Below are 20,375 nucleotides of genomic sequence, written 5' to 3'. Positions count from 1 at the left end.
AGGATGCCCAGTCGTTTAATGGATTATCTGATACCGCTGGTCGCGGGTTTATGTCTGAGCACCTCAGCGCACGCGGCACCGACGGCGAGCGAGCAGTACACTCTGCTCAGTCGCTCAATGACCGGACACATGGAAGTCCAACTGGATAAATCGCAACAACAATGGCTTAACAATAAGCGTGAACTGATTCTGGGCACCTCTGCCCCCGACTACCCTCCTTTCGACCTGACCATCAGCGGCCGCGACTACGAAGGTTTCACTGCTGATTACGCGGGCATCCTGGGCAAGGCCACCGGCCTGCCAGTCAAGGTCCAGCGCTACGTTTCCCGGGGAGACGCGATCAAAGCCCTGGAAAAAGGCGAGGTCGACATGCTCGGCAGCGCCAATGGTTTTGAAGCCCGCAATGCGGACATCGTGCTGTCCTTGCCCTATGCCGTGGATCAACCGGTTCTGGTGACACGGGAAGGCGAAACCAGATCCCTGAGCGACGGGCTCGCCGGACTGCGCCTGAGCATGGTTTATCACTACTTGCCGCTGGACGAAGTCAAAGCCCTGTACCCGAAAGCGATCATCACTTCCTACCCCTCCTACCAGAATGCAATCAATGCGGTGGCTTTCGACCAGGCCGATGTTTTTCTGGGCGACACCATTTCAACCCATTACATCATCAACAAGGGGTATCTAAACAACATCCGCATGGCCAACTTTGGTAAACACGAGGCCCACGGTTTCAGCTTCGCCGTACACAAGGGCAACCCGGCTCTGCTCGGGATCATCAACGCCATCCTCAAAGCGCCCCCTGGCAGCGAGCGAGAAAACATCGCCAAACGCTGGAGTGCGGGCAGTGACATTCTTCTCACCGATCAGAAACTGCAACTCAGCGACCGTGAACAACGCTGGCTGGCGCAACATCCCGTCGTGCGGGTCGTGGTCAACGAAGCGTTGGCCCCGCTGACCTTTTTCGACAGCGACGGTAACTTCCGGGGCGTATCCGCCGACTTGCTCGAACTGATCAGATTGCGCACCGGTTTGCGCTTCGAGATCCATCGCAGCCGTAACGATGACGAGATGATCGAGCAGGTCAACAGCCATCAGGCCGACCTGATTGCCGCCCTGCTCCCCAGCACCCAACGTGAAGCGATGCTGAACTTCAGCCGTCCTTATCTGGAAAACTCCGTTGTACTGCTCACTCGCAAAGCTGCCGACAGCCCGTCAAATCTGACGCAACTCACGGACAAGCGCCTGGCTATCGCCCAAGGCAATCCTATGGCGGACTACCTGCGCCGCGAGTTCCCGCGAATCCATCTGATCGAAACGCCGGACACCTTCAGCGCCGTGGAATTGCTCGCCGAGGGTCAGGCGCAAGGGACGGTGAGCTCTTTGGTGATTGCCAACTATTTCATCTCATCGCGAATCTTTGAGCACGCACTTCAAATCAGCACCACCATCGGTACCCGGCAAGCCGCGTTCTCCCTGGCGACCGGGCGTGACGCCAAAGAGCTGGGTTCGATCCTCGACAAGGCCCTGCTGAGCATCGCGCCGGAAGAGCTGGGCATTATCAACAGCCGCTGGCGAGGCTACTCGTCTGCTTCGCAAAGTACCTGGCGCAACTATCACCGAGTGTTCTATCAGATCGTTCTGGGTGTCGGCGTGCTGCTGCTGATGTCCATGACCTGGAACGCTTACATGCGCCGCCAGATCAATCAGCGCCTGGCCGCCGAGCTCGCCCTGAACGACCAACTCGAGTTCATGGGATCGCTGGTCAACGGCACGCCTCATCCCATCTACGTGCGCGATCGCCAGGGCTTGCTGCAAAGCTGTAACGACAGTTACCTGGAGGTCTTCTGCGCCAAACGCGAAGACGTGATTGGTAAAAACGTCATGCAGGGCAGCTTGAGCAACTCATTTGAAGCCCAGGAATACCAGGCGGATTACCAACGCGTCGTGGCCGAAGGAACTCCGCTGATTCTCGATCGGCCATTGCATATCGGTGGCCGCACACTGACGATTTATCACTGGATACTTCCCTACCGGGACTCCAGCGGTGAAGTACAAGGCATCATTGGCGGCTGGATCGACATCAGCGAGCGCCGACAACTGTTCGACGACCTGCGTGCCGCGAAAGAGCGTGCGGATGAAGCCAACCGTGCCAAAAGCACCTTTCTGGCGACCATGAGCCATGAAATCCGCACGCCGATGAATGCCATCATCGGCATGCTCGAACTGACCCTCAAGCGTATCGATCACAGCCACCCGGATCGCCCGGCCATTGACGTGGCCTACCACTCGGCGAAAGACCTGCTGAGCCTGATCGGGGACATTCTTGATATTGCGCGAATTGAATCCGGTCGCCTGAGCCTGAGCCCGGAACGCGTCAACCTGAGAGAAACCGTGGCGTCGGTGGTGCGGATTTTCGACGGACTGGCCCGCCAGAAAAATCTGCGCCTGCGGCTGGACTTCAACCCGGCAGAACCACCCTCCGATGTCCTGCTGGACCCAATGCGCTTCAAGCAGGTGCTGTCCAACCTCGTCAGCAACGCCATCAAATTTACCGAACAGGGTCAGGTCCGGATTGTGGTCGAACTGCATCCGACCGACGAACCCGGCCGGGTGCTGTTGCAGTTACAGGTTCAGGACAGTGGGGTCGGGATCAGCGAACAGGACCAACGGCGTTTGTTCGAGCCTTTCGCCCAGGCCGATCATTCCGCGCAGGCAGCCAGAGGCGGCGCGGGGCTTGGTCTGGTGATCAGCCGCAATCTGTGCGAGATGATGGGCGGCAACCTGCAGTTGAGCAGCCAGGCTGGTATCGGCACTCAGGTCAGGATCTCGCTGAACCTTGCAACACTGCCAGCCGAGCGGGTGTCGAAAACCGCTGAACCGTCCCTCCACCCGACCTCGGCTGTGCTGAACGTCCTGGTGGTCGACGACCATCCCGCCAATCGCTTGCTCATGTGTCAGCAACTGGAGTTCCTGGGGCATCGCTACAGCGCCGCACCGGATGGCGAAGCGGGGTTGAAGGCCTGGAAGGACAACGTGTTCGATCTGGTGATCGTCGATTGCAACATGCCGATCATGGACGGATACGAACTGGCTCGCTCCATTCGCCAACATGAACAGCAAACGCAGAGCCGGCCTTGTACCGTGTTGGGCTTCACCGCCAACGCACAACCGGAAGAAATACAACGCTGCAGACAAGCCGGAATGGACGACTGCCTGTTCAAACCCCTGAGCCTGACAGCCTTGAGTCAATGGGTTGAAGGCGTTGCGCCAACGGTCCGCACCCCGGCCTTCAGTCTTGAAGGGCTGCATCTGCTGACGGGTGGCAGCCCGACACTGGACCGGCGCCTGTTGTCCGAACTGCTGAACAGCAATCGTCTGGATCGGCAAGAGTTGCTGGCGTTGTCCCCCACGGAAGATCGGCAGGCTTTCATCGAGGTGGCCCACAAAATCAAGGGTGCTGCGCGAATCGTCCAGGCTTGCCGATTGATCGACAGCTGCGAGGCGCTGGAAAACGCCTGTCATGACGTGCTCCCCCCTGAAGCAGTCGTCAATTGCACCAAGGCCATGGACCGGGCGATGGTCGAACTGGAGCTGGCATTGGAGCAGGCGCTGCAGCAACAGATAGGCCACAACGAGAAAAGCAGAATGATGGAGCCTTAACTATGCTTGGACGCTGAGCAGTGTGTTAAACATCATGGAGAGACCCGCAATGCCCAGCCCACTGCGCCCGGATCAACGCCGGTTTCCGCTGCACATCCATATCAGTGTGATGTTCACCTTTCTGTTATTGCTGACCGGTGCGGTGCTGGGCATTTTCAACTACGGGCAAACCACGCAGATCATTCTTTCCAGCAGTGAAAAGCTCTTCAACCGCATCGAGCAGGATGTTCGCCTGGACCTGCAAGGCACCTACGAACCGATTCGCCATCTGCTGAGCCTGCTGGCGGACTACCCGGCGACCCGCGCTCCGGATCTGGAACAGCGATTGGCGTTGCTCCAGCCCTTTAGCCAGTCGCTCAACGACAACCCCAACCTGGCATCGTTGTACCTGGGTTATGGCAACGGTGATTTTTTCATGGTCCGCCCCTTGCGGACGGCATCCCTGAGAACTGAACTGAAAGCCCCCGATTCAGCGGCGTTTCAAGTCTGGAGCATCGAGCACAGCAGCAGTGGTCAGATCCGCTCCCAATTCCTGTTTTTTGATCAATCCCTGACGCTCATCAACCGCCTGGACAACCCCGACGAAACCTTCGATCCCCGCACTCGTGCCTGGTTCTCCAGCGCACGCGGCGACGTGAACCAGATCACCACTGACCCCTACGTTTTTTTCTCCACCCGCAACGTCGGCACTACCTTGGCCCGGCGCAGTGGTGAAAACGCGGTGATGGGGGCCGACCTGACCCTGGCCGAATTGTCGGCTACCCTGGCCAAACACGTGGTGACGCCCCATACCGAAATCGTGCTGTTCGATGCCCAGGGCAATGCCATCGCCTACCCCGACAGCGACAAGCTGATCATCGACGGCCAGACCGCTCGCCTGAACAAGGCTGCCGACCTCAGCCCCGGCCTCGGCGCCCTGCTCTCCAATCCTCCTGCCAGCAATCGGCTGGACGCCGCCGGTCGTCAATGGATCGTGGCGCGCAGCAGCATGACGGAGGGCGGCCCCCAGGGACTGCAACTGGCGTTGCTGGTGCCTGAGGACGAATTGCTCGCCGATGCCTACCGCATGCGCTGGCAAGGCGCGCTGATTACTCTGGCGACATTGCTGCTGTGCCTGCCCGTGGGATGGTTGACCTCCAGAGTCCTGGTCAAGCCCCTGCGCACGCTGGTGCAGGAAGCCGATGCGGTGCGCAGTTTCAACTTCGACTTTCCGATCGGCCACAGTTCGCCGGTGCTTGAAATTGACCAACTGAGCGTGTCGATGGCGCGGATGAAGGACACTCTGGGCAGTTTTTTCCAGATCACCGATAGCTTGAGCGCGGAGACCCGCTTTGCGCCGTTGCTGCAGCGGGTGCTGTTTGAAACCGTGAAGATCGGGCAAGCCCAGGCCGGTCTTATTTACCTGCGCGAACGTGACAGCGATCGCATGGAGCCCCAGGGCCTGGTCATCAATGGCACGTCACAAGCATTGCCCTCATTCGGAGTTCAGGGACACGAACTCCAGGATCCGCAGAGTCCTCAGTGGCTGCAGCAGTTGTCGAACGCCGACAATATCGTGACCAATCTGGGTTTCGAACAGGCGGGGGATTTGCAGAAGGTGATGCTCGCGCTGGAATACCCCCGGGTGCACCTGATCGGCATCCGCTTGCACAATCGGCACAACGAAACCGTGGGCCTGCTGATCCTGCTTTTGACCGACAGCGGCACACAAAGCGACCTGGAAAAACTGCGCCCGGACCGCATCGCGTTTCTCCAGGCGGTGTCCGGCGCCGCGGCCGTGAGCATTGAGAGCCAGCGCCTGCAAGCCAAACAGAAACAACTGCTGGACGCCTTCATTCAACTGCTGGCCGGCGCGATCGATGCCAAGAGCCCTTATACCGGAGGCCACTGCCAGCGAGTGCCGGAGCTGACCCTGATGCTCGCCCAGGCGGCGGCCGCCAGTCAGGCCCCGGCCTTCAGCGACTACCAACCCACCGAAGATGAGTGGGAAGCCCTGCACATTGCGGCCTGGCTGCACGATTGCGGGAAGGTCACGACGCCTGAATACGTGGTCGACAAAGCCACCAAGCTTGAGACCCTGAACGACCGCATCCATGAAATCCGCACCCGTTTCGAGGTCCTCAAGCGCGATGCCTGGATCAATTATTGGCAAGCCGTCGCCCTGGGCGGTGACGAGCAGCACCTGGCCGAATTGCGCAATGCCAACCTGGCCGGGCTGGATGATGATTTCGCCTTCGTCGCCCGCTGTAATCTGGGCGCAGAGGCCATGGCCGAAGCCGATCTGCAACGGCTGCGCAGCATTGCCCAGCGCAACTGGACCCGTACCCTGGACGATCGAATCGGTGTGTCCTGGGAAGAAAACCGCCGCCAGGCACGAACCCCGGCACCGACCTTGCCGGTCAGCGAGCCGCTGTTGGCGGACAAGCCCGAGCACCTGTTCGAACGCGCCGAAAGCGAACTGATTCCGGAAGACAATCCCTGGGGTTTCAAGCTCGATGTGCCGCGCTACAAATACAACCGAGGCGAGCTCTACAACCTGAGCATCACCCGAGGCACGCTGACCCGCGAGGAGCGTTACATCATCAATCATCACATGGTGCAGACGATCCTGATGCTCAGCCACTTGCCCTTCCCCGGCCACCTCAACAACGTCGCGGAAATCGCTGGCGGCCACCACGAGAAAATGGACGGCACCGGTTACCCCAAACAGTTGAAGCGCGAAGAAATGAGTCTGCCGGCACGGATGATGGCGATTGCCGATATTTTCGAGGCACTGACCGCCGCCGATCGCCCTTACAAGAAGGCCAAGACCTTGAGCGAAGCGCTGGGCATCATGGCCACCATGTGCCGTGACGCCCATATCGATCCGGAGTTGTTCGGCTTGTTCATCAACGCCGGCATCTATCTGCAATACGCCGACCGATTCCTCGATCCAAGGCAGATCGATGCGGTCGACCCGTCAAGCCTGTTGCTCAAGGCCGGCTTGAGGGTGTGATCAGCAATCGGTCAGACGCAGGAAAATCGCCGCCAGTTGCTCGATACCGGCCTGATCGTCAGCTGTAAACCGCGCCAGACTCGGGCTGTCGAGGTCCAGCACGCCAATCAGGCGACCGTCCTTGACCAGCGGCACGACCAGCTCGCTGTTCGAGGCGCTGTCGCAGGCGATGTGCCCGGGGAACGCGTGAACGTCTTCGACCAACTGGGTCTTCAAGGTCGCCGCCGCCGTCCCACACACGCCGCGACCGAACGGAATCCGCACACAGGCGATCTGCCCCTGAAACGGGCCAAGCACTAGCTCCTCGTTACGATTGAGGTAGAAACCGGCCCAGTTCAAGTCGTCGAGCTGGCTGTACAGGAACGCCGAAAACTGCGCGGCGTTGGCGATAAAGTCACGCTCGTCCGCCAGTAGCGACTCCAGCTGCGCCCATAACATGCCGTAACCGTCCAGGCCTTGGCCGCTCTTCTGTAAATCGATCATGCTTTGTGCTCCAACAGCTTCAGCCCCACCCAATAGCGGGCAAATTGATACGCGCAGCGTCCATTGCGGTTGCCCCGGCCCGTAGCCCAGCGCACGGCGAGGATGTCCAGCTCTTCGTTACGCTGCCACTCAAGGCCGGATTTTCCGGCCAATTGCCCGATCCAGTGCTCGACGACGTCAAGGAAGTGCTCTTGAGTAAACGGATAGAACGACAGCCACAATCCAAAACGGTCCGACAGCGCGATCTTGTCTTCCACCGCCTCGCTGGGATGCAGTTCGCCATCGACCCGTTTCCAGTTTTCGTTATCGCTTTCCTTCTCCGGCACCAGGTGGCGACGGTTAGAGGTGGCGTACAGCAAGACGTTATCCGGCGCCTGTTCGAGCGAGCCGTCGAGCACGCTCTTGAGCACGCGATAGTCGCCTTCGCCCGACTCAAACGACAGGTCATCGCAGAACAGCACGAAACGCTGAGGCAGCCTGGCGATCTGTTCGACCACGCGCGGCAGGTCCGCCAGGTGATCGCGCTCGATCTCGATCAACCGCAGGCCGGCCTTGGCGTGCTCGGCCAGCAATGCGCGTACCAGCGACGATTTGCCGGTGCCGCGCGAACCCCAGAGCAGAGCGTGGTTGGCGGGCATGCCGTCGAGGAACTGCTGGGTATTTCGCCCCAGTTGCTCCACTTGGCGGTCGACACCGATCAAGTCGGACAACCGCGTGTCGAGGCTGACATGCAGCGGCAGCAGAAACCCGCTGCGGCCCTCGCGTTGCCAGCGCGCGGCCAGGCATTGCGTCCAGTCGATGGCTTGCCGAGGAGCAGGCAAGAGCGGTTCGATACGGGCCAGGACAGCATCGGCGCGTTCAAGAAAAGCATTCAATCGGGAATCCACGTCTTCTCCTCGGGCACGTTCACAGTGATGATGGCATTGCAGCGACGCAACGAAGCATTCGGCACCCGGTTCATCCCTTGTTGCACAAGGGCTCGCGAGAACATCGGTATCCATGCATGATCGACTATGCTTGAGCAGCGAAGGGAAACGGAAGTGGTTCAACACCCCATGGATATCAAATTCACCCACCGGCTGTCATACAAGCAAGCCAGGCTGACCGTGCTTGTCGGTTTCATTCTGGGCACGCTGCTCAGTCTGCTGCAAATAGGCATCGATTATGCCAGCGAAGACGCCTCCATCAACCGTGAAATACTGTCTTTACTGGAAATCAGCCATAACCCCGCGTCCCGCATCGCCTACAACATCGACGCCGAACTCTCCCAGGAACTGACCATGGGCCTGTTGCGCTCGCCGGCGATCATCGGTGCGCAATTGACTGACAACAACGGCACCGTCCTGGCCAGCGTCAAACGCCCGACCCTGCAAAGCAATTATCGGATGATCAGCGACTTCCTGTTCGGCGCCAATCGCCAGTTTGAAGACCGTCTCTACCTCGATCACTTGCCGAACGAATCACTCGGCACCTTGCGACTGGAAGTCGATACCTACGCCTTCGGCAGCCGTTTCCTGCGCCGGGCCGAGGTGACGCTGCTCAACGGCTTCGCTCGCAGCCTGATCCTGACCGGCATCCTGTTGGCGCTGTTCTACGTGATGCTGACGAAGCCGCTGGTGCGGGTCATCCGCGAACTCAGCGGGCGCGATCCGCGTAGCGCGGAACCGACCTGGCTGGAATACCCGAGCGGACATAAAAACGATGAAATCGGTGTGCTGGTCAAAGTGGCCAACCAGCAGTTCGAAAACATCGCCACCGAAATCCAGCAGCGGCGCAACGCCGAAAACCGCCTGACCGACTACCTCGGGCAACTGGAAAACATCGTCTCGGCCCGCACCGCGGAGCTCAAGGCGATCAATGCCCGGCTCAGTCAATCGAACCAGGAGCTGGAAGTCGCACGAAGCACCGCCCTCGATATGGCCGAAGCACGTTCGGTGTTTCTCGCCAATATGAGCCATGAAATCCGCACACCGCTCAACGGCCTGCTGGGCATGATCGCGCTCTCGCTGGACGGCCCGCTCAATGCCGAACAACAGCAACAGCTGTCCATTGCCCATGACTCGGGCAAAGTGCTGGTGGAACTGCTCAACGATATTCTCGACCTGTCGAAATTCGATGCCGGCCAGCTCGAACTCGAACACATTCCGTTCGACCTCGGGTCGCTGATCGAAGACACCGCCAATCTGCTGTCGCAGAACGCCGCGCCCAGCGTCGAGTTGACCTGCCTGATCGATCCGCACTTTCCGGCGTTGGTGCTGGGGGATCCGACCCGCGTCCGGCAGATCGTCAGCAACCTGTTGTCCAACGCCCTCAAGTTCACCCGTTTCGGTCGGGTGGATGTGCGCCTTTCAACCTTTGAAGATGGCGTCAGAATCGAAGTCTGCGACACCGGTATCGGGATTGCCCAGGATGCTCAGGTCAAAATCTTCCAGCCTTTCACGCAGGCCGGCGCCGGCATAACCCGCCAATTTGGCGGCACCGGGCTGGGCCTGGCGCTGACCTATAACCTCTGCGAAGCGATGCAGGGGCGGCTGACCATCAGCTCGGAAGCGGGTTTCGGCAGCCAGTTCTGCGCCGACCTGCCGTTGCCCTGCCACACCCGGGCCATCGCCCCACAGCCGTTACCGGGCAAGGTCATTGCCGTCACCGCGGCCAACAGCGGCCTGGCGGAACTGCTGAAAAACCTGTTGCCCGGCTGGGGGCTCGACTATCAGCAACGGTCCATCGATGACTCGTTCATCGGCCTCGACCCGGACGTGCTGATCACCGACTGCCCCGAATGCCTGTTTGGCCTGCGCCCGACCCTCGACGCGCCTATCTTGCTGGTGACCGCCTATGGCAGCTTCATGCCCAGTGAAGAAGCCAACGCCCTGGCGCCCCTGCAACAGCAGGCTCGTCCTTTGGCGCGCAATGCGCTGTACCAGACATTGCGCCGGGTGCTGCTGCCCGAAAGCAACCTGATCAACGGTGCCCGGGTCGAAAACCTTACCCCCCAACGACGCGGACGTGTCCTGCTGGTCGAGGACAACCCGGTCAATCAATTGGTGGCCAAGGGCATGCTCGGCAAACTCGGTTGCGAGGTGATCGTCGCCGCTCACGGTGCCGAAGCCCTGGATCAGCTTGAGCACAGCGAATTCGACCTGGTGCTGATGGACTGCAACATGCCGGTGATGGATGGCTATGAAGCCAGCCGACAAATCCGTCGCAGCGGGCGCTGGCCACAACTGCCCATCGTGGCCTTGACTGCCAACGCCATGTCCGAGGAACGCGAACGCTGCCGTGTGGCGGGCATGAGCGATTACCTGGCCAAGCCCTTTCGCCGAGAAGAACTGGCCGCGTTGCTCGACCTGTGGATACCGACTACGACAGCGCTTTGATTTGCCCCAGCAGGTGATCGAGACCGTCGCGCAGATCATGCAGGCGATCCAGATCGACGCCGCTGTCGCACAGCAACCGGGCCTTGAGCGGCCCGACCTGATCACGCAAAGCCTTGCCGGTCGGCGAAAGACTCAGGTGCACTTCTCGCTCATCGCGCGCCGAACGTTGGCGCTGCACCAATTGCATCTGCTCAAGGCGCTTGAGCAACGGCGTCAGGGTGCCGGAATCCAGCGCCAGGCGTTCGCCCAGCGCCTTGACCGTCGGCTGCTCCGGCGCCGTTTCCTGCCATTCCCACAACACCAGCATCGCCAGGTATTGCGGATAGGTCAGACCCAGTTGATCGAGCATCGGCTTGTAGGCGCGGATCACCGCCCGAGAAGCCGCATACAGCTTGAAGCAGAGCTGGCTGTCGAGCTTCAGCGAATCGACGGACAGGGTGTTCATTTGAGCAGGGCTTCGATCTCGCGGCTCAGGTCCTGCGGCTTGGTTGCCGGAGCGAAGCGCTTGACCAACTGGCCGTCCTTGCCGATCAGGAACTTGGTGAAGTTCCATTTGATGCCCTGGGAGCCGAGCACGCCCGGTGCACGTTTCTTCAATTGCACAAACAGCGGATGAGCACCGGCACCATTGACGTCGATCTTCTTGAACAGCGGGAAGGTGACACCGAAGTTCAACTCGCAGAACTCGGAAATCGCCCCTTCGTTACCCGGTTCCTGCTTGCCGAACTGATTGCAGGGAAAGCCGAGCACCACCAGGCCTTGATCCTTGTAGGTCTGCCACAATTCTTCGAGGCCTTTGTATTGCGGGGTAAAACCGCACTTGCTGGCGGTGTTGACCACCAGGACGGCTTTGCCGGCGAAATCGGCCAGGGTTTTCTGATCACCTTTGATGGTGGTCACCGGGATGGTCAGCAGGTTGTCGCTCATGGGTTTGGCTCGAATTGACGGAACAAGCCATGAACATAGCGAGCAATTGAATTGTGTGCAATTTAAATGTGCGGGGCGCCGGATATCTCCGGATATCTGTAGGAGCTAAGCCTGCTCGCGAAGGCGTCGGGTCAGTCACCAACTGTGCTGAATGTTGATACGCCTTCGCGAGCAAGCTTCGCTCCTACATGGCTCGCATTACTCGCGCGGTCCCAGGTCCAGGCACACCGAATTGATGCAATAACGCAGACCGGTCGGCGGCGGGCCATCCGGGAACACGTGCCCCAGGTGCGCGTCGCATTTGGCGCAAACCACTTCAGTGCGGATCATGCCGTGGCTGACATCACGGATCTCGACCATGGCGCTGTCGCCGATCGGCGCGTAGAAGCTCGGCCAGCCGCAGCCGGAGTCGAATTTGGTTTTGGAGTCGAACAGCGGCTCGTTGCAGCAGATGCAGTGATAGACACCGTCAGTTTTGGTGTCGTTGTATTTGCCGGAGAACGGCCGTTCGGTGCCCTTGAGACGGCAAACGTTGTACTGCTCTGGATCGAGCATCGCCTTCCATTCTTCCAGGGTTTTATCCAACTTTTCCATCGTCACACCTCAGCAGCTGAAAAAGCCCGATCTGTACCTTTTCCACGGATCGGGCGGCACGTATGATTGCGCCTCGTCAAACGCCAGTCTGGCAGCCAGACCACGCGCATTCAAACGGATTTATGGGTGCTGCATCTCAAGGCGTCAGGCCTGTGTGAATACGCAGGATTCCCAGTACGGTAGTTCATACGCCGCCTGGATCGTTCATTTTCGGGAACACATCGCCATGCAGGTCAGCAAATCGAACAAGCTCGCCAACGTCTGCTACGACATTCGCGGCCCAGTGCTCAAGCACGCCAAACGCCTGGAAGAGGAAGGTCATCGCATCCTCAAGCTGAACATCGGCAACCCGGCGCCCTTTGGTTTCGAAGCGCCGGACGAAATCCTCCAGGACGTGATCCGCAACCTGCCGACCGCTCAGGGTTACAGCGACTCCAAAGGCCTGTTCAGCGCGCGCAAGGCTGTCATGCAGTACTACCAGCAAAAGCAGGTGGAAGGTGTCGGCATTGAAGACATCTACCTGGGCAACGGCGTTTCCGAGCTGATCGTGATGTCGTTGCAGGCATTGCTGAACAATGGCGACGAAGTGCTGGTGCCAGCGCCTGACTATCCGTTGTGGACGGCTGCCGTGAGCCTGTCCGGCGGCAACCCGGTGCATTACCTGTGCGACGAGCAGGCCAACTGGTGGCCGGACCTGGCCGACATCAAGGCCAAGATCACCCCGAACACCAAGGCCCTGGTGATCATCAACCCGAACAACCCGACCGGCGCTGTGTATTCGAAAGAAGTGCTGCTGGGTATGCTGGAACTGGCACGCCAGCACAATCTGGTGGTGTTCTCCGACGAGATCTACGACAAGATCCTGTACGACGATGCCGTGCACATCTGCACCGCCTCCCTGGCGCCGGACCTGCTGTGCCTGACCTTCAACGGTCTGTCCAAGTCGTATCGCGTGGCCGGTTTCCGTTCCGGCTGGATCGCCATTTCCGGTCCGAAACACCACGCCCAGAGCTACATCGAAGGCATCGACATGCTGGCCAACATGCGCCTGTGTGCCAACGTGCCGAGTCAGCATGCAATCCAGACCGCTCTCGGCGGTTACCAGAGCATCAATGACCTGGTGTTGCCGCACGGTCGCTTGCTGGAACAGCGCAATCGCACCTGGGAACTGCTTAACGATATTCCGGGCGTGAGTTGCGTGAAGCCGATGGGGGCGTTGTATGCGTTCCCGCGGATCGATCCGAAAGTCTGCCCGATCCACAATGACGAGAAGTTCGTGCTCGACCTGCTGCTCTCCGAAAAACTGCTGGTGGTGCAAGGCACGGCCTTCAACTGGCCTTGGCCGGATCACTTCCGTGTCGTGACCTTGCCACGGGTGGATGAACTGGACATGGCCATTGGCCGGATCGGTAACTTCCTCAAATCCTACCGCCAGTAAACTGAACTTCACCGTGCGACACGTGCATCGGTCGCACGGTGATTAATTCAGCAACATATCTTTGCCCCCTGTCAGCCATCACTGCTCCTGTCGCTTACTGAAGCCACGTTTTGGGGCCGCGTCTAACAACGACGGGGCCTGAGAGGCGAATTGGCTGTCAAACACCTCCCGCATCGCCGTCGGAATTGCCCTGCAAGCAGCTAGACTGTTGCTGTAGGACACAGTTTGAAATAGTCACTCGGTTGAATAGCCCGGTGCAGCACCTTATATACCCCGCAGTACGCTACATCTTTAGCATGAGGAGATTTCTACAACCATGATGCGCATCCTGCTGTTTTTGGCCACTAACCTGGCGGTCGTGCTGATTGCCAGCATCACCCTGAGCCTTTTCGGCTTCAACGGGTTCATGGCGGCCAACGGGGTTGATCTCAACCTCAATCAGCTGCTGATTTTCTGTGCGGTCTTTGGTTTCGCCGGTTCCCTGTTCTCGCTGTTCATCTCCAAGTGGATGGCGAAGATGAGCACCAGCACCCAAATCATCAGCCAGCCGCGCACACGTCACGAGCAATGGCTGCTGCAAACCGTCGAGCAACTGTCCCGCGAAGCCGGGATCAAGATGCCCGAAGTCGGGATTTTCCCCGCCTACGAGGCCAACGCGTTCGCCACGGGCTGGAACAAGAACGACGCACTGGTCGCGGTCAGCCAGGGTCTGCTCGAACGTTTCTCGCCGGATGAAGTGAAAGCGGTCCTGGCCCACGAGATCGGCCACGTAGCCAATGGCGACATGGTCACCCTGGCGTTGATCCAGGGCGTGGTGAACACCTTTGTGATGTTCTTCGCCCGGATCATCGGCAACTTTGTCGACAAGGTGATCTTCAAGAACGAAGAAGGCCAGGGCATCGCCTACTACATAGCGACGATCTTCGCCGAACTGGTCCTGGGCATTCTGGCCAGCTCCATCGTCATGTGGTTCTCGCGCAAACGTGAGTTCCGTGCCGACGAAGCCGGTGCACGCCTGGCCGGTACCAGCGCAATGATTGGTGCCTTGCAACGCCTTCGTGCCGAACAGGGCCTACCGGTGCACATGCCGGATACGCTGAATGCCTTTGGCATCAACGGCGGCATCAAACAAGGGTTCGCTCGTATGTTCATGAGCCACCCGCCGCTGGAAGAGCGTATTGACGCGTTGCGTCGTCGGGGCTGATAGCTCTCGCACTACGCCTTAAAAGAAAAGGCCCGCAGTGAATGCGGGCCTTTTTTTGTCTGCTGATTTTTGCGGTGTTCATTCGGGCCCCATCGCGAGCAAGCTCGCGATGGTCCAGTGAAGCCACTACAAATCTATCGGATGGAAACCCGATAAACCCGCTCTTCAAGCCGAGTAACGCCACTTTCGATAAACTTCCAGCTCTCGCCCAATACGTCCTGGTCTTCCAGAATCTTCAGCTCCCAGGTTGCCCCGAACAACCGTTGCACTTCGTCATCGGGCACGGCAAACGGTGGGCCTTCCTTCTGTGCCTGGTCGTAATCCAGAGTAATCAAAAGCCCGAGCGAATCCTTCGGCAGAATCCGCTTCAAATGCTCGGCGTATTGCTCACGCATCGGCGGCGGCAACGCGATCAATGCCGCGCGGTCGTACAGCGCGCTGCAATCGGCGACATCGCCGGCCGTCAACGCGAAGAAGTCGCCGCACCAGACCTCGATCGAACCCGCCCGATAGACCGTGAAAGGCCCCTGGTCGCTAACGTCCGGATCAAATTGATGCTCGTGGAAGAAGTCTTCCACCGCCTTTTCCGACAATTCGATGCCCAACACCTCGTGACCGCATTTCGCCAGCCAGAGCAGATCCAGGCTTTTTCCACATAGCGGCACCAGGACGCGCGCGCCCTCCTCCAGGCCCAGCTGCGGCCAGTAACGTTGCAGATATGGATTCACTTCCGGCAGGTGAAAGCCGATCTGATTCGACGTCCACCGCTTGTGCCAAAACTCCGGCTGCATAATTAATCCCGAAAATTCGATCAAAAGGCCCTAAAACTTATATTAGATTTAGATCAATGATCTGACTGAAGATGCTGCCATCTTACCCCTCAGGAGCTCTTTCATGTTCCCCAGCCTGTACATATCCCATGGCTCGCCCATGTTGGCACTGGAACCGGGTGCCAGCGGGCCCGCCCTCGCTCGCCTGGCCGCCGAAATGCCGAAACCGGAAGCCATCGTGATCGTCTCTGCACACTGGGAAAGTAACGACTTGCTGGTCAGTGGCAATCCCCGGCCTGAAACCTGGCACGATTTCGGCGGCTTCCCGAAAGCACTGTTCGAAGTGCAATACCCGGCGCCCGGCAATCCTCAACTGGCTGGCGAGGTGGTCGAGTTACTGCAGGCCGACAACCTGCCGGCACGGATCGATACCAAACGCCCCTTCGACCACGGCGTCTGGGTGCCTTTGTCGTTGATGTATCCGCAGGCCGACATCCCGGTGGTGCAAGTCTCGCTGCCCACCCGTGGCGGCCCTGCCCTGCAAACCCGGGTCGGCCATGCGTTGGCCAGCCTGCGCGAACACGGCGTGTTGTTGATCGGCTCCGGCAGCATCACCCATAACCTGCGTGAACTGGACTGGCACGCCGGCCCGGAAAGTGTCGAACCGTGGGCCCGGACGTTCCGTGACTGGATGATTGAAACACTCGCCGCCAACGATGAAGCCGCACTGCACGATTATCGTCAGCAGGCGCCAAACGCAGTGCGCAATCATCCCAGCGATGAGCATTTGCTGCCGTTGTACTTTGCTCGCGGGGCTGGGGGTGAGTTCAGCGTTGCCCATCAAGGGTTCACCATGGGTGCGCTGGGGATGGACATCTACCGTTTTGACTGACAGGTAGACCGAGGCTCCCCTTCGCGAGCCGGCTCGCTCCTACAGGGGCTCACAATCCAATGTGGGAGCGAACCTGCTCGCGATTGGGGCAACTCGATGCCCAGTCCAGGCACAAACAGCAGGCCAAAAAAAATCCCCGAACCAGTCGGGGATTTTTTATGTTCGATCAATCAGCCCGAGAGCGGATCAATCTTCGCGATAGCGACGCAGCTTCAACTGCTTACCGGCAACGCGTGTGTCCTTCAGCTTGGTCAGCAGACGCTCCAGACCATCTTCCGGCAGCTCGACGAGGCTGAAGCTGTCACGCACCTGGATGCGACCGATTGCTTCGCGAGCCAGGCCACCCTCGTTGAGGATAGCGCCCAGCAGGTTCTTGGCAGCGATGCCATCGCGCGCACCCAGCGCGGTACGGCAACGAGCACGACCTTCGGCCAATGGAACCGGAGCACGACGCTCACGATCACCACGGTCCGGACGATCACCGGTGCGCTCTGGACGATCGCCACGCGGTGCGTTGTTCGGCACCAGTGGACGCTCTTTCTCGATCGCGGCCAGGGTCAGCGCCTGAGCGTTGGTTGCCTTGCGCAGCAGAGCAGCGGCCAGTGCACGCGGGGTGCAACCGATGTCGGCAGTCAGGCGATCCAGCAGATCACCGTGGGTCGATTCAGCATCAGCTACCAGTGGCGACAGGCTGTTGGTCAGTTTCTTGATGCGGGCATCGAGAACGGCCTGAGCATCCGGCAGGCGGACTTCGGCAACTTTCTGACCGGTTACACGCTCGATCACTTGCAGCATGCGGCGCTCACGCGGAGTCACCAGCAACAGTGCACGACCTTCGCGACCGGCACGGCCAGTACGGCCGATACGGTGAACGTAGGACTCTGGATCGTACGGCATGTCAACGTTGAAAACGTGAGTGATGCGCGGAACGTCCAGGCCACGAGCAGCAACGTCGGTCGCCACAACGATGTCCAGACGGCCATCCTTGAGGGATTCGATCACGCGCTCACGTTGGTTCTGAGCAATGTCACCGTTCAGCGCAGCGGCTTTGTAGCCTTTGGCTTCCAGGGCACTGGCCAGGTCCAGGGTCGCTTGCTTGGTGCGCACGAACATGATCAGGGCGTCGAAGTCTTCCACTTCCAGCAGGCTCAATACAGCCGAGGTCTTCTGGTCAGCGTGAACCAACAGGTGAGCCTGTTCGATCGCGGTAACGGTCTGAGTCTTGGTCTGGATCTTCACGTGTTGCGGATCGCGCAGATGGCGTTCGGCAATGGCACGGATCGACTGCGGCAGGGTGGCCGAGAACAACACGGTCTGACGGGTTGGCGGCAGAGCCTTGAAGATAACTTCGAGGTCGTCCATGAAACCCAGTTTGAGCATTTCGTCCGCTTCGTCCAGAACCAGGTGGTTCACGGTCGACAGGACTTTTTCGTCACGACGCAGGTGGTCGCACAGACGGCCCGGCGTGGCGACAACGATCTGTGCGCCATTACGGATTGCTTTCAGTTGTGGGCCCATCGGGGCGCCGCCGTAAACGGCCACAACGGTAACGCCCGGCATTTGCTTGGCGTAGGTTTCGAAAGCGGTTGCTACTTGCAGCGCCAACTCACGGGTTGGCGCCAGGATCAGGGCTTGCGGCTCGCGCTTAGCAGGATCGATGCGGTGCAGGATCGGCAGGGCGAACGCGGCGGTTTTACCCGTACCGGTTTGCGCCTGACCAATCATGTCGTGACCGGCCATGATGATCGGGATCGATTGCTGCTGAATAGCCGAAGGCTCTTCGTAGCCAGTCGCGATGACGGCTGCAAGAATGTTCGGATTAAGATTAAAAGCGGCGAAGCCGCCGGTTTCCTGGGTCATGGGTCTGCCTCTAAGTGCATCCGCAAAGACCCATGCTCCAAAGCTGCGCATGCCGTGTAAGACTCAAGAGTCGCCCTGGCTGCTTTGTCGGCGGGGATTTGCGAAAACGAATGAATGAAAAAGATTCGTCAAGGGAGAGTCCGCTGTGCGGACGTGCAGCCGAAGCTGACTTCGGGAAATTGCGCTACCTAAACGCGGCCCGGTTAAAGGCCGGCGCGCACTATACCGGAAATCGCCCAAAAAGGGAGCATTATTTGTCGGAAAACTGACGTATACACCGTTATGTCACACGCTTTGCAGATAATCGTGCAACGGTCTATTTTTCAAAGGCCCGGCCCTGCTGGCGATGGCGCTAAAACGGTTCATCCTTGTGACGCAGACCAGCGGTTTTGACCTGCGGCCTGGCACACCCTTCCCGCCCGAGGAAATACTCCATGAATCAGCCCGACGCCAGTCGTGTCACCCGTGAAAAACACGGCCATGTCCTGATGATCGGCCTGGATCGGGTGGCCAAGCGCAATGCCTTCGACCTCGATCTGCTCAACGCACTGAGCCTGGCTTACGGCGAGTTCGAGGCCGACAGTGAAGCGCGGGTGGCGGTGGTGTTCGCTCATGGCGAGCACTTCACCGCCGGGCTCGACCTGATCAATGCCAGTGCGGCCCTGGCCGAAGGCTGGCAGGCACCGCCCGGCGGTTGCGATCCGTGGGGCGTGTTTGCCGGGCCCCGGGTGAGCAAACCGGTGATTGTCGCCGCGCAAGGCTACTGCCTGACCATTGGCATCGAGCTGATGCTGGCCGCCGACATCAACCTCTGCGCCAGCAACACCCGATTTGCGCAGAAGGAAGTGCAGCGCGGGATCTTCCCCTTCGGCGGTGCCACGTTGCGCCTGCATCAAGTCGCCGGCTGGGGCAATGCCATGCGCTGGCTGCTGACTGGCGATGAATTTGATGCGCATGAAGCGTTGCACCTGGGGTTGGTGCAGGAAGTCATGGCCAGCGAAGATCTGCTGCCACGGGCCGTTGAATTGGCTGAGCGGATCGCCCGGCAGGCGCCGTTGGGGGTTCAGGCGACGTTGATGTCTGCCCGGCAGGCGCGATACGAAGGGGAAACTGCGGCGGCGCAGGCATTGCCGCCGTTGGTGAAGAAGTTGCTGGCGAGTGAGGATGCCCGGGAAGGTGTGCGGTCGATGATCGAAAAGCGGCCGGGGGTCTTCAAGGGCTGCTGACAGATTTGCTTTTGTGGCGAGGGAGCTTGCTCCCGCTGGGCTGCGAAGCGGCCCCAAAATCTTCGCAATCAATGCAAATCTTGTGAGTGCTGCGCACTCAAGCGGGAGCAAGCTCCCTCGCCACAAGGCCTCATTGCATCAAGTCGCCGGGCGAATCGCCTTGATCAACGACTGCAACGAATACCCCAACCGCGGCGCCAACCCTTCGGCCCGGGCAAGCAGTCCATTCATGTCCAGTTCCTGATCCAGCTCCGAAGGCACGATCAGAATCACGTTGCCCTCCTTCACCGGCAGCTCCCAGTAATGCCGGTGATAGAGCCCGCGCAACAATGCAGCACCCAAGGGTTTGCCGTCGTCGGTGGCCCATTGATTGATCACCAGCCAGCCGCCCGAATTCAAGCGTTTCTGACAGTTTTCCAGGAAGCTCCAGGCCAGATGCCCGACACCGGGACCGACATCGGTATAAAGGTCGACGAAGATCAAGTCCGCCGGTTCAGCGGTATCGAGCAACTCCAGCGCATCGCCGACGCGGATGTACAAACGCGGATCATCATCGAGCCCCAGGTATTCGATGGCCAGACGCGGTACGTCGGGGCGCAACTCGATGGCTTCGACATCTTCAAGGGGCAGAAACTTGAGGCACGCCTGGGTCAGCGTGCCGGCGCCGAGACCAAGAAACAGCGCGCTTTCCGGCTGTTCGTGGCACAGCGCGCCAATCAGCATCGCCCGGGTGTAATCGTACTCGAGCCAGCTCGGGTCAGCCGTGAACACGCAGCTCTGCTCGATGGCATCACCGAACTCGAGAAATCGGTAATCGGCCACCTCCAGCACGCGAATCACGCCGAACTCATCCTGTACCTCGGCGAGCAAATGCTCGACGCGCTCCTCAGTCATTTCGTCTCCTGATCGTCGCCTGGCCCGGCAACGCGATAATCCGCAACATGAAGCG

General features: G+C 59.6%; 15 protein-coding genes. 7 read left to right on the top strand and 8 right to left on the bottom strand.

Going from position 1 to position 20,375, the window contains the following annotated elements; genetic code table 11:
* Positions 1-3 precede the first annotated feature (3 nt).
* Positions 4-3,660: a transporter substrate-binding domain-containing protein gene (locus HP062_RS29945; RefSeq protein WP_172792459.1), complete on the top strand. Its 3,657-nt coding sequence runs from the start codon at positions 4-6 to the stop codon at positions 3,658-3,660.
* Between the two features lie 49 nt (positions 3,661-3,709).
* Complete coding sequence (locus HP062_RS29940; RefSeq protein WP_077747911.1) at positions 3,710-6,655, top strand: HD domain-containing phosphohydrolase; 2,946 nt, start codon at positions 3,710-3,712, stop codon at positions 6,653-6,655.
* On the opposite strand, the gene HP062_RS29935 is transcribed toward HP062_RS29940, so the two are convergent.
* The gene (locus HP062_RS29935; protein WP_077747912.1) at positions 6,656-7,138 is read right to left on the bottom strand and encodes a GAF domain-containing protein; all 483 of its coding nucleotides are present in this window, start codon (positions 7,136-7,138) and stop codon (positions 6,656-6,658) included.
* Positions 7,135-8,025 (bottom strand): ATP-binding protein, encoded by an 891-nt coding sequence (locus HP062_RS29930; protein ID WP_010461274.1) that lies wholly within the window; start codon positions 8,023-8,025, stop codon positions 7,135-7,137. Before HP062_RS29930 ends, HP062_RS29935 begins: the two co-directional genes overlap by 4 nt.
* A gap of 168 nt (positions 8,026-8,193) precedes the next feature.
* On the opposite strand from HP062_RS29930, the gene HP062_RS29925 reads away from it, so the two are divergent.
* Positions 8,194-10,515, top strand: a complete 2,322-nt coding sequence (locus HP062_RS29925) for a response regulator (protein ID WP_010461276.1) — start codon at positions 8,194-8,196, stop codon at positions 10,513-10,515.
* Here the strand turns inward: HP062_RS29925 and HP062_RS29920 are convergent.
* The 3 genes from HP062_RS29920 to msrB form a co-directional block, all read right to left on the bottom strand.
* A complete protein-coding gene (locus HP062_RS29920; protein ID WP_172792458.1) occupies positions 10,499-10,960 on the bottom strand; it encodes a MarR family winged helix-turn-helix transcriptional regulator in 462 nt (153 codons plus the stop codon). The two genes, HP062_RS29925 and HP062_RS29920, sit on opposite strands and share 17 nt — an antisense overlap.
* Positions 10,957-11,442 (bottom strand): glutathione peroxidase, encoded by a 486-nt coding sequence (locus HP062_RS29915; RefSeq protein ID WP_010461280.1) that lies wholly within the window; start codon positions 11,440-11,442, stop codon positions 10,957-10,959. The genes HP062_RS29920 and HP062_RS29915 overlap by 4 nt, the downstream gene beginning before the upstream one ends.
* A 198-nt stretch (positions 11,443-11,640) precedes the next feature.
* Entirely contained in the window at positions 11,641-12,036 is a 396-nt protein-coding gene (gene msrB / locus HP062_RS29910; RefSeq protein WP_172792457.1) for a peptide-methionine (R)-S-oxide reductase MsrB, read from the bottom strand.
* Positions 12,037-12,262: 226 nt separating this feature from the next.
* Between msrB and HP062_RS29905 the strand changes: the two genes are divergently transcribed.
* Both HP062_RS29905 and htpX read left to right on the top strand, forming a co-directional pair.
* On the top strand, positions 12,263-13,474 hold the full coding sequence (locus HP062_RS29905) for a pyridoxal phosphate-dependent aminotransferase (RefSeq protein ID WP_010461284.1): 1,212 nt from the start codon (positions 12,263-12,265) through the stop codon (positions 13,472-13,474).
* Positions 13,475-13,790: 316 nt separating this feature from the next.
* Positions 13,791-14,678 carry a protease HtpX gene (gene htpX, locus HP062_RS29900; protein WP_010461286.1) on the top strand — a complete coding sequence of 296 codons (888 nt, stop codon included), beginning with the start codon at positions 13,791-13,793 and terminating at the stop codon, positions 14,676-14,678.
* Positions 14,679-14,812: 134 nt separating this feature from the next.
* Here htpX and HP062_RS29895 read toward each other — a convergent pair whose 3' ends face one another.
* A complete protein-coding gene (locus HP062_RS29895; RefSeq protein ID WP_172792456.1) occupies positions 14,813-15,469 on the bottom strand; it encodes a thiopurine S-methyltransferase in 657 nt (218 codons plus the stop codon).
* A gap of 103 nt (positions 15,470-15,572) precedes the next feature.
* Here HP062_RS29895 and HP062_RS29890 point away from each other — a divergent pair, with 103 nt between their 5' ends.
* On the top strand, positions 15,573-16,340 hold the full coding sequence (locus HP062_RS29890) for a class III extradiol ring-cleavage dioxygenase (protein WP_172792455.1): 768 nt from the start codon (positions 15,573-15,575) through the stop codon (positions 16,338-16,340).
* Between the two features lie 186 nt (positions 16,341-16,526).
* Here HP062_RS29890 and HP062_RS29885 read toward each other — a convergent pair whose 3' ends face one another.
* Positions 16,527-18,200 (bottom strand): DEAD/DEAH box helicase, encoded by a 1,674-nt coding sequence (locus tag HP062_RS29885; RefSeq protein WP_008146183.1) that lies wholly within the window; start codon positions 18,198-18,200, stop codon positions 16,527-16,529.
* Positions 18,201-18,634: 434 nt separating this feature from the next.
* Between HP062_RS29885 and HP062_RS29880 the strand changes: the two genes are divergently transcribed.
* Positions 18,635-19,426, top strand: coding sequence for a crotonase/enoyl-CoA hydratase family protein (locus tag HP062_RS29880; protein ID WP_172792454.1), 792 nt, complete (start codon positions 18,635-18,637; stop codon positions 19,424-19,426).
* Between the two features lie 138 nt (positions 19,427-19,564).
* On the opposite strand, the gene HP062_RS29875 is transcribed toward HP062_RS29880, so the two are convergent.
* Positions 19,565-20,320 carry a spermidine synthase gene (locus tag HP062_RS29875; RefSeq protein WP_172792453.1) on the bottom strand — a complete coding sequence of 252 codons (756 nt, stop codon included), beginning with the start codon at positions 20,318-20,320 and terminating at the stop codon, positions 19,565-19,567.
* Positions 20,321-20,375: the final 55 nt, after the last annotated feature.

Source organism: Pseudomonas sp. B14-6, assembly GCF_013260315.1.
In the GTDB taxonomy this organism is placed as follows: domain Bacteria; phylum Pseudomonadota; class Gammaproteobacteria; order Pseudomonadales; family Pseudomonadaceae; genus Aquipseudomonas; species Aquipseudomonas mandelii.
The sequence above is the reverse complement of the archived record's forward strand: the minus strand, read 5'-3'. Positions and strand labels throughout refer to the sequence as shown.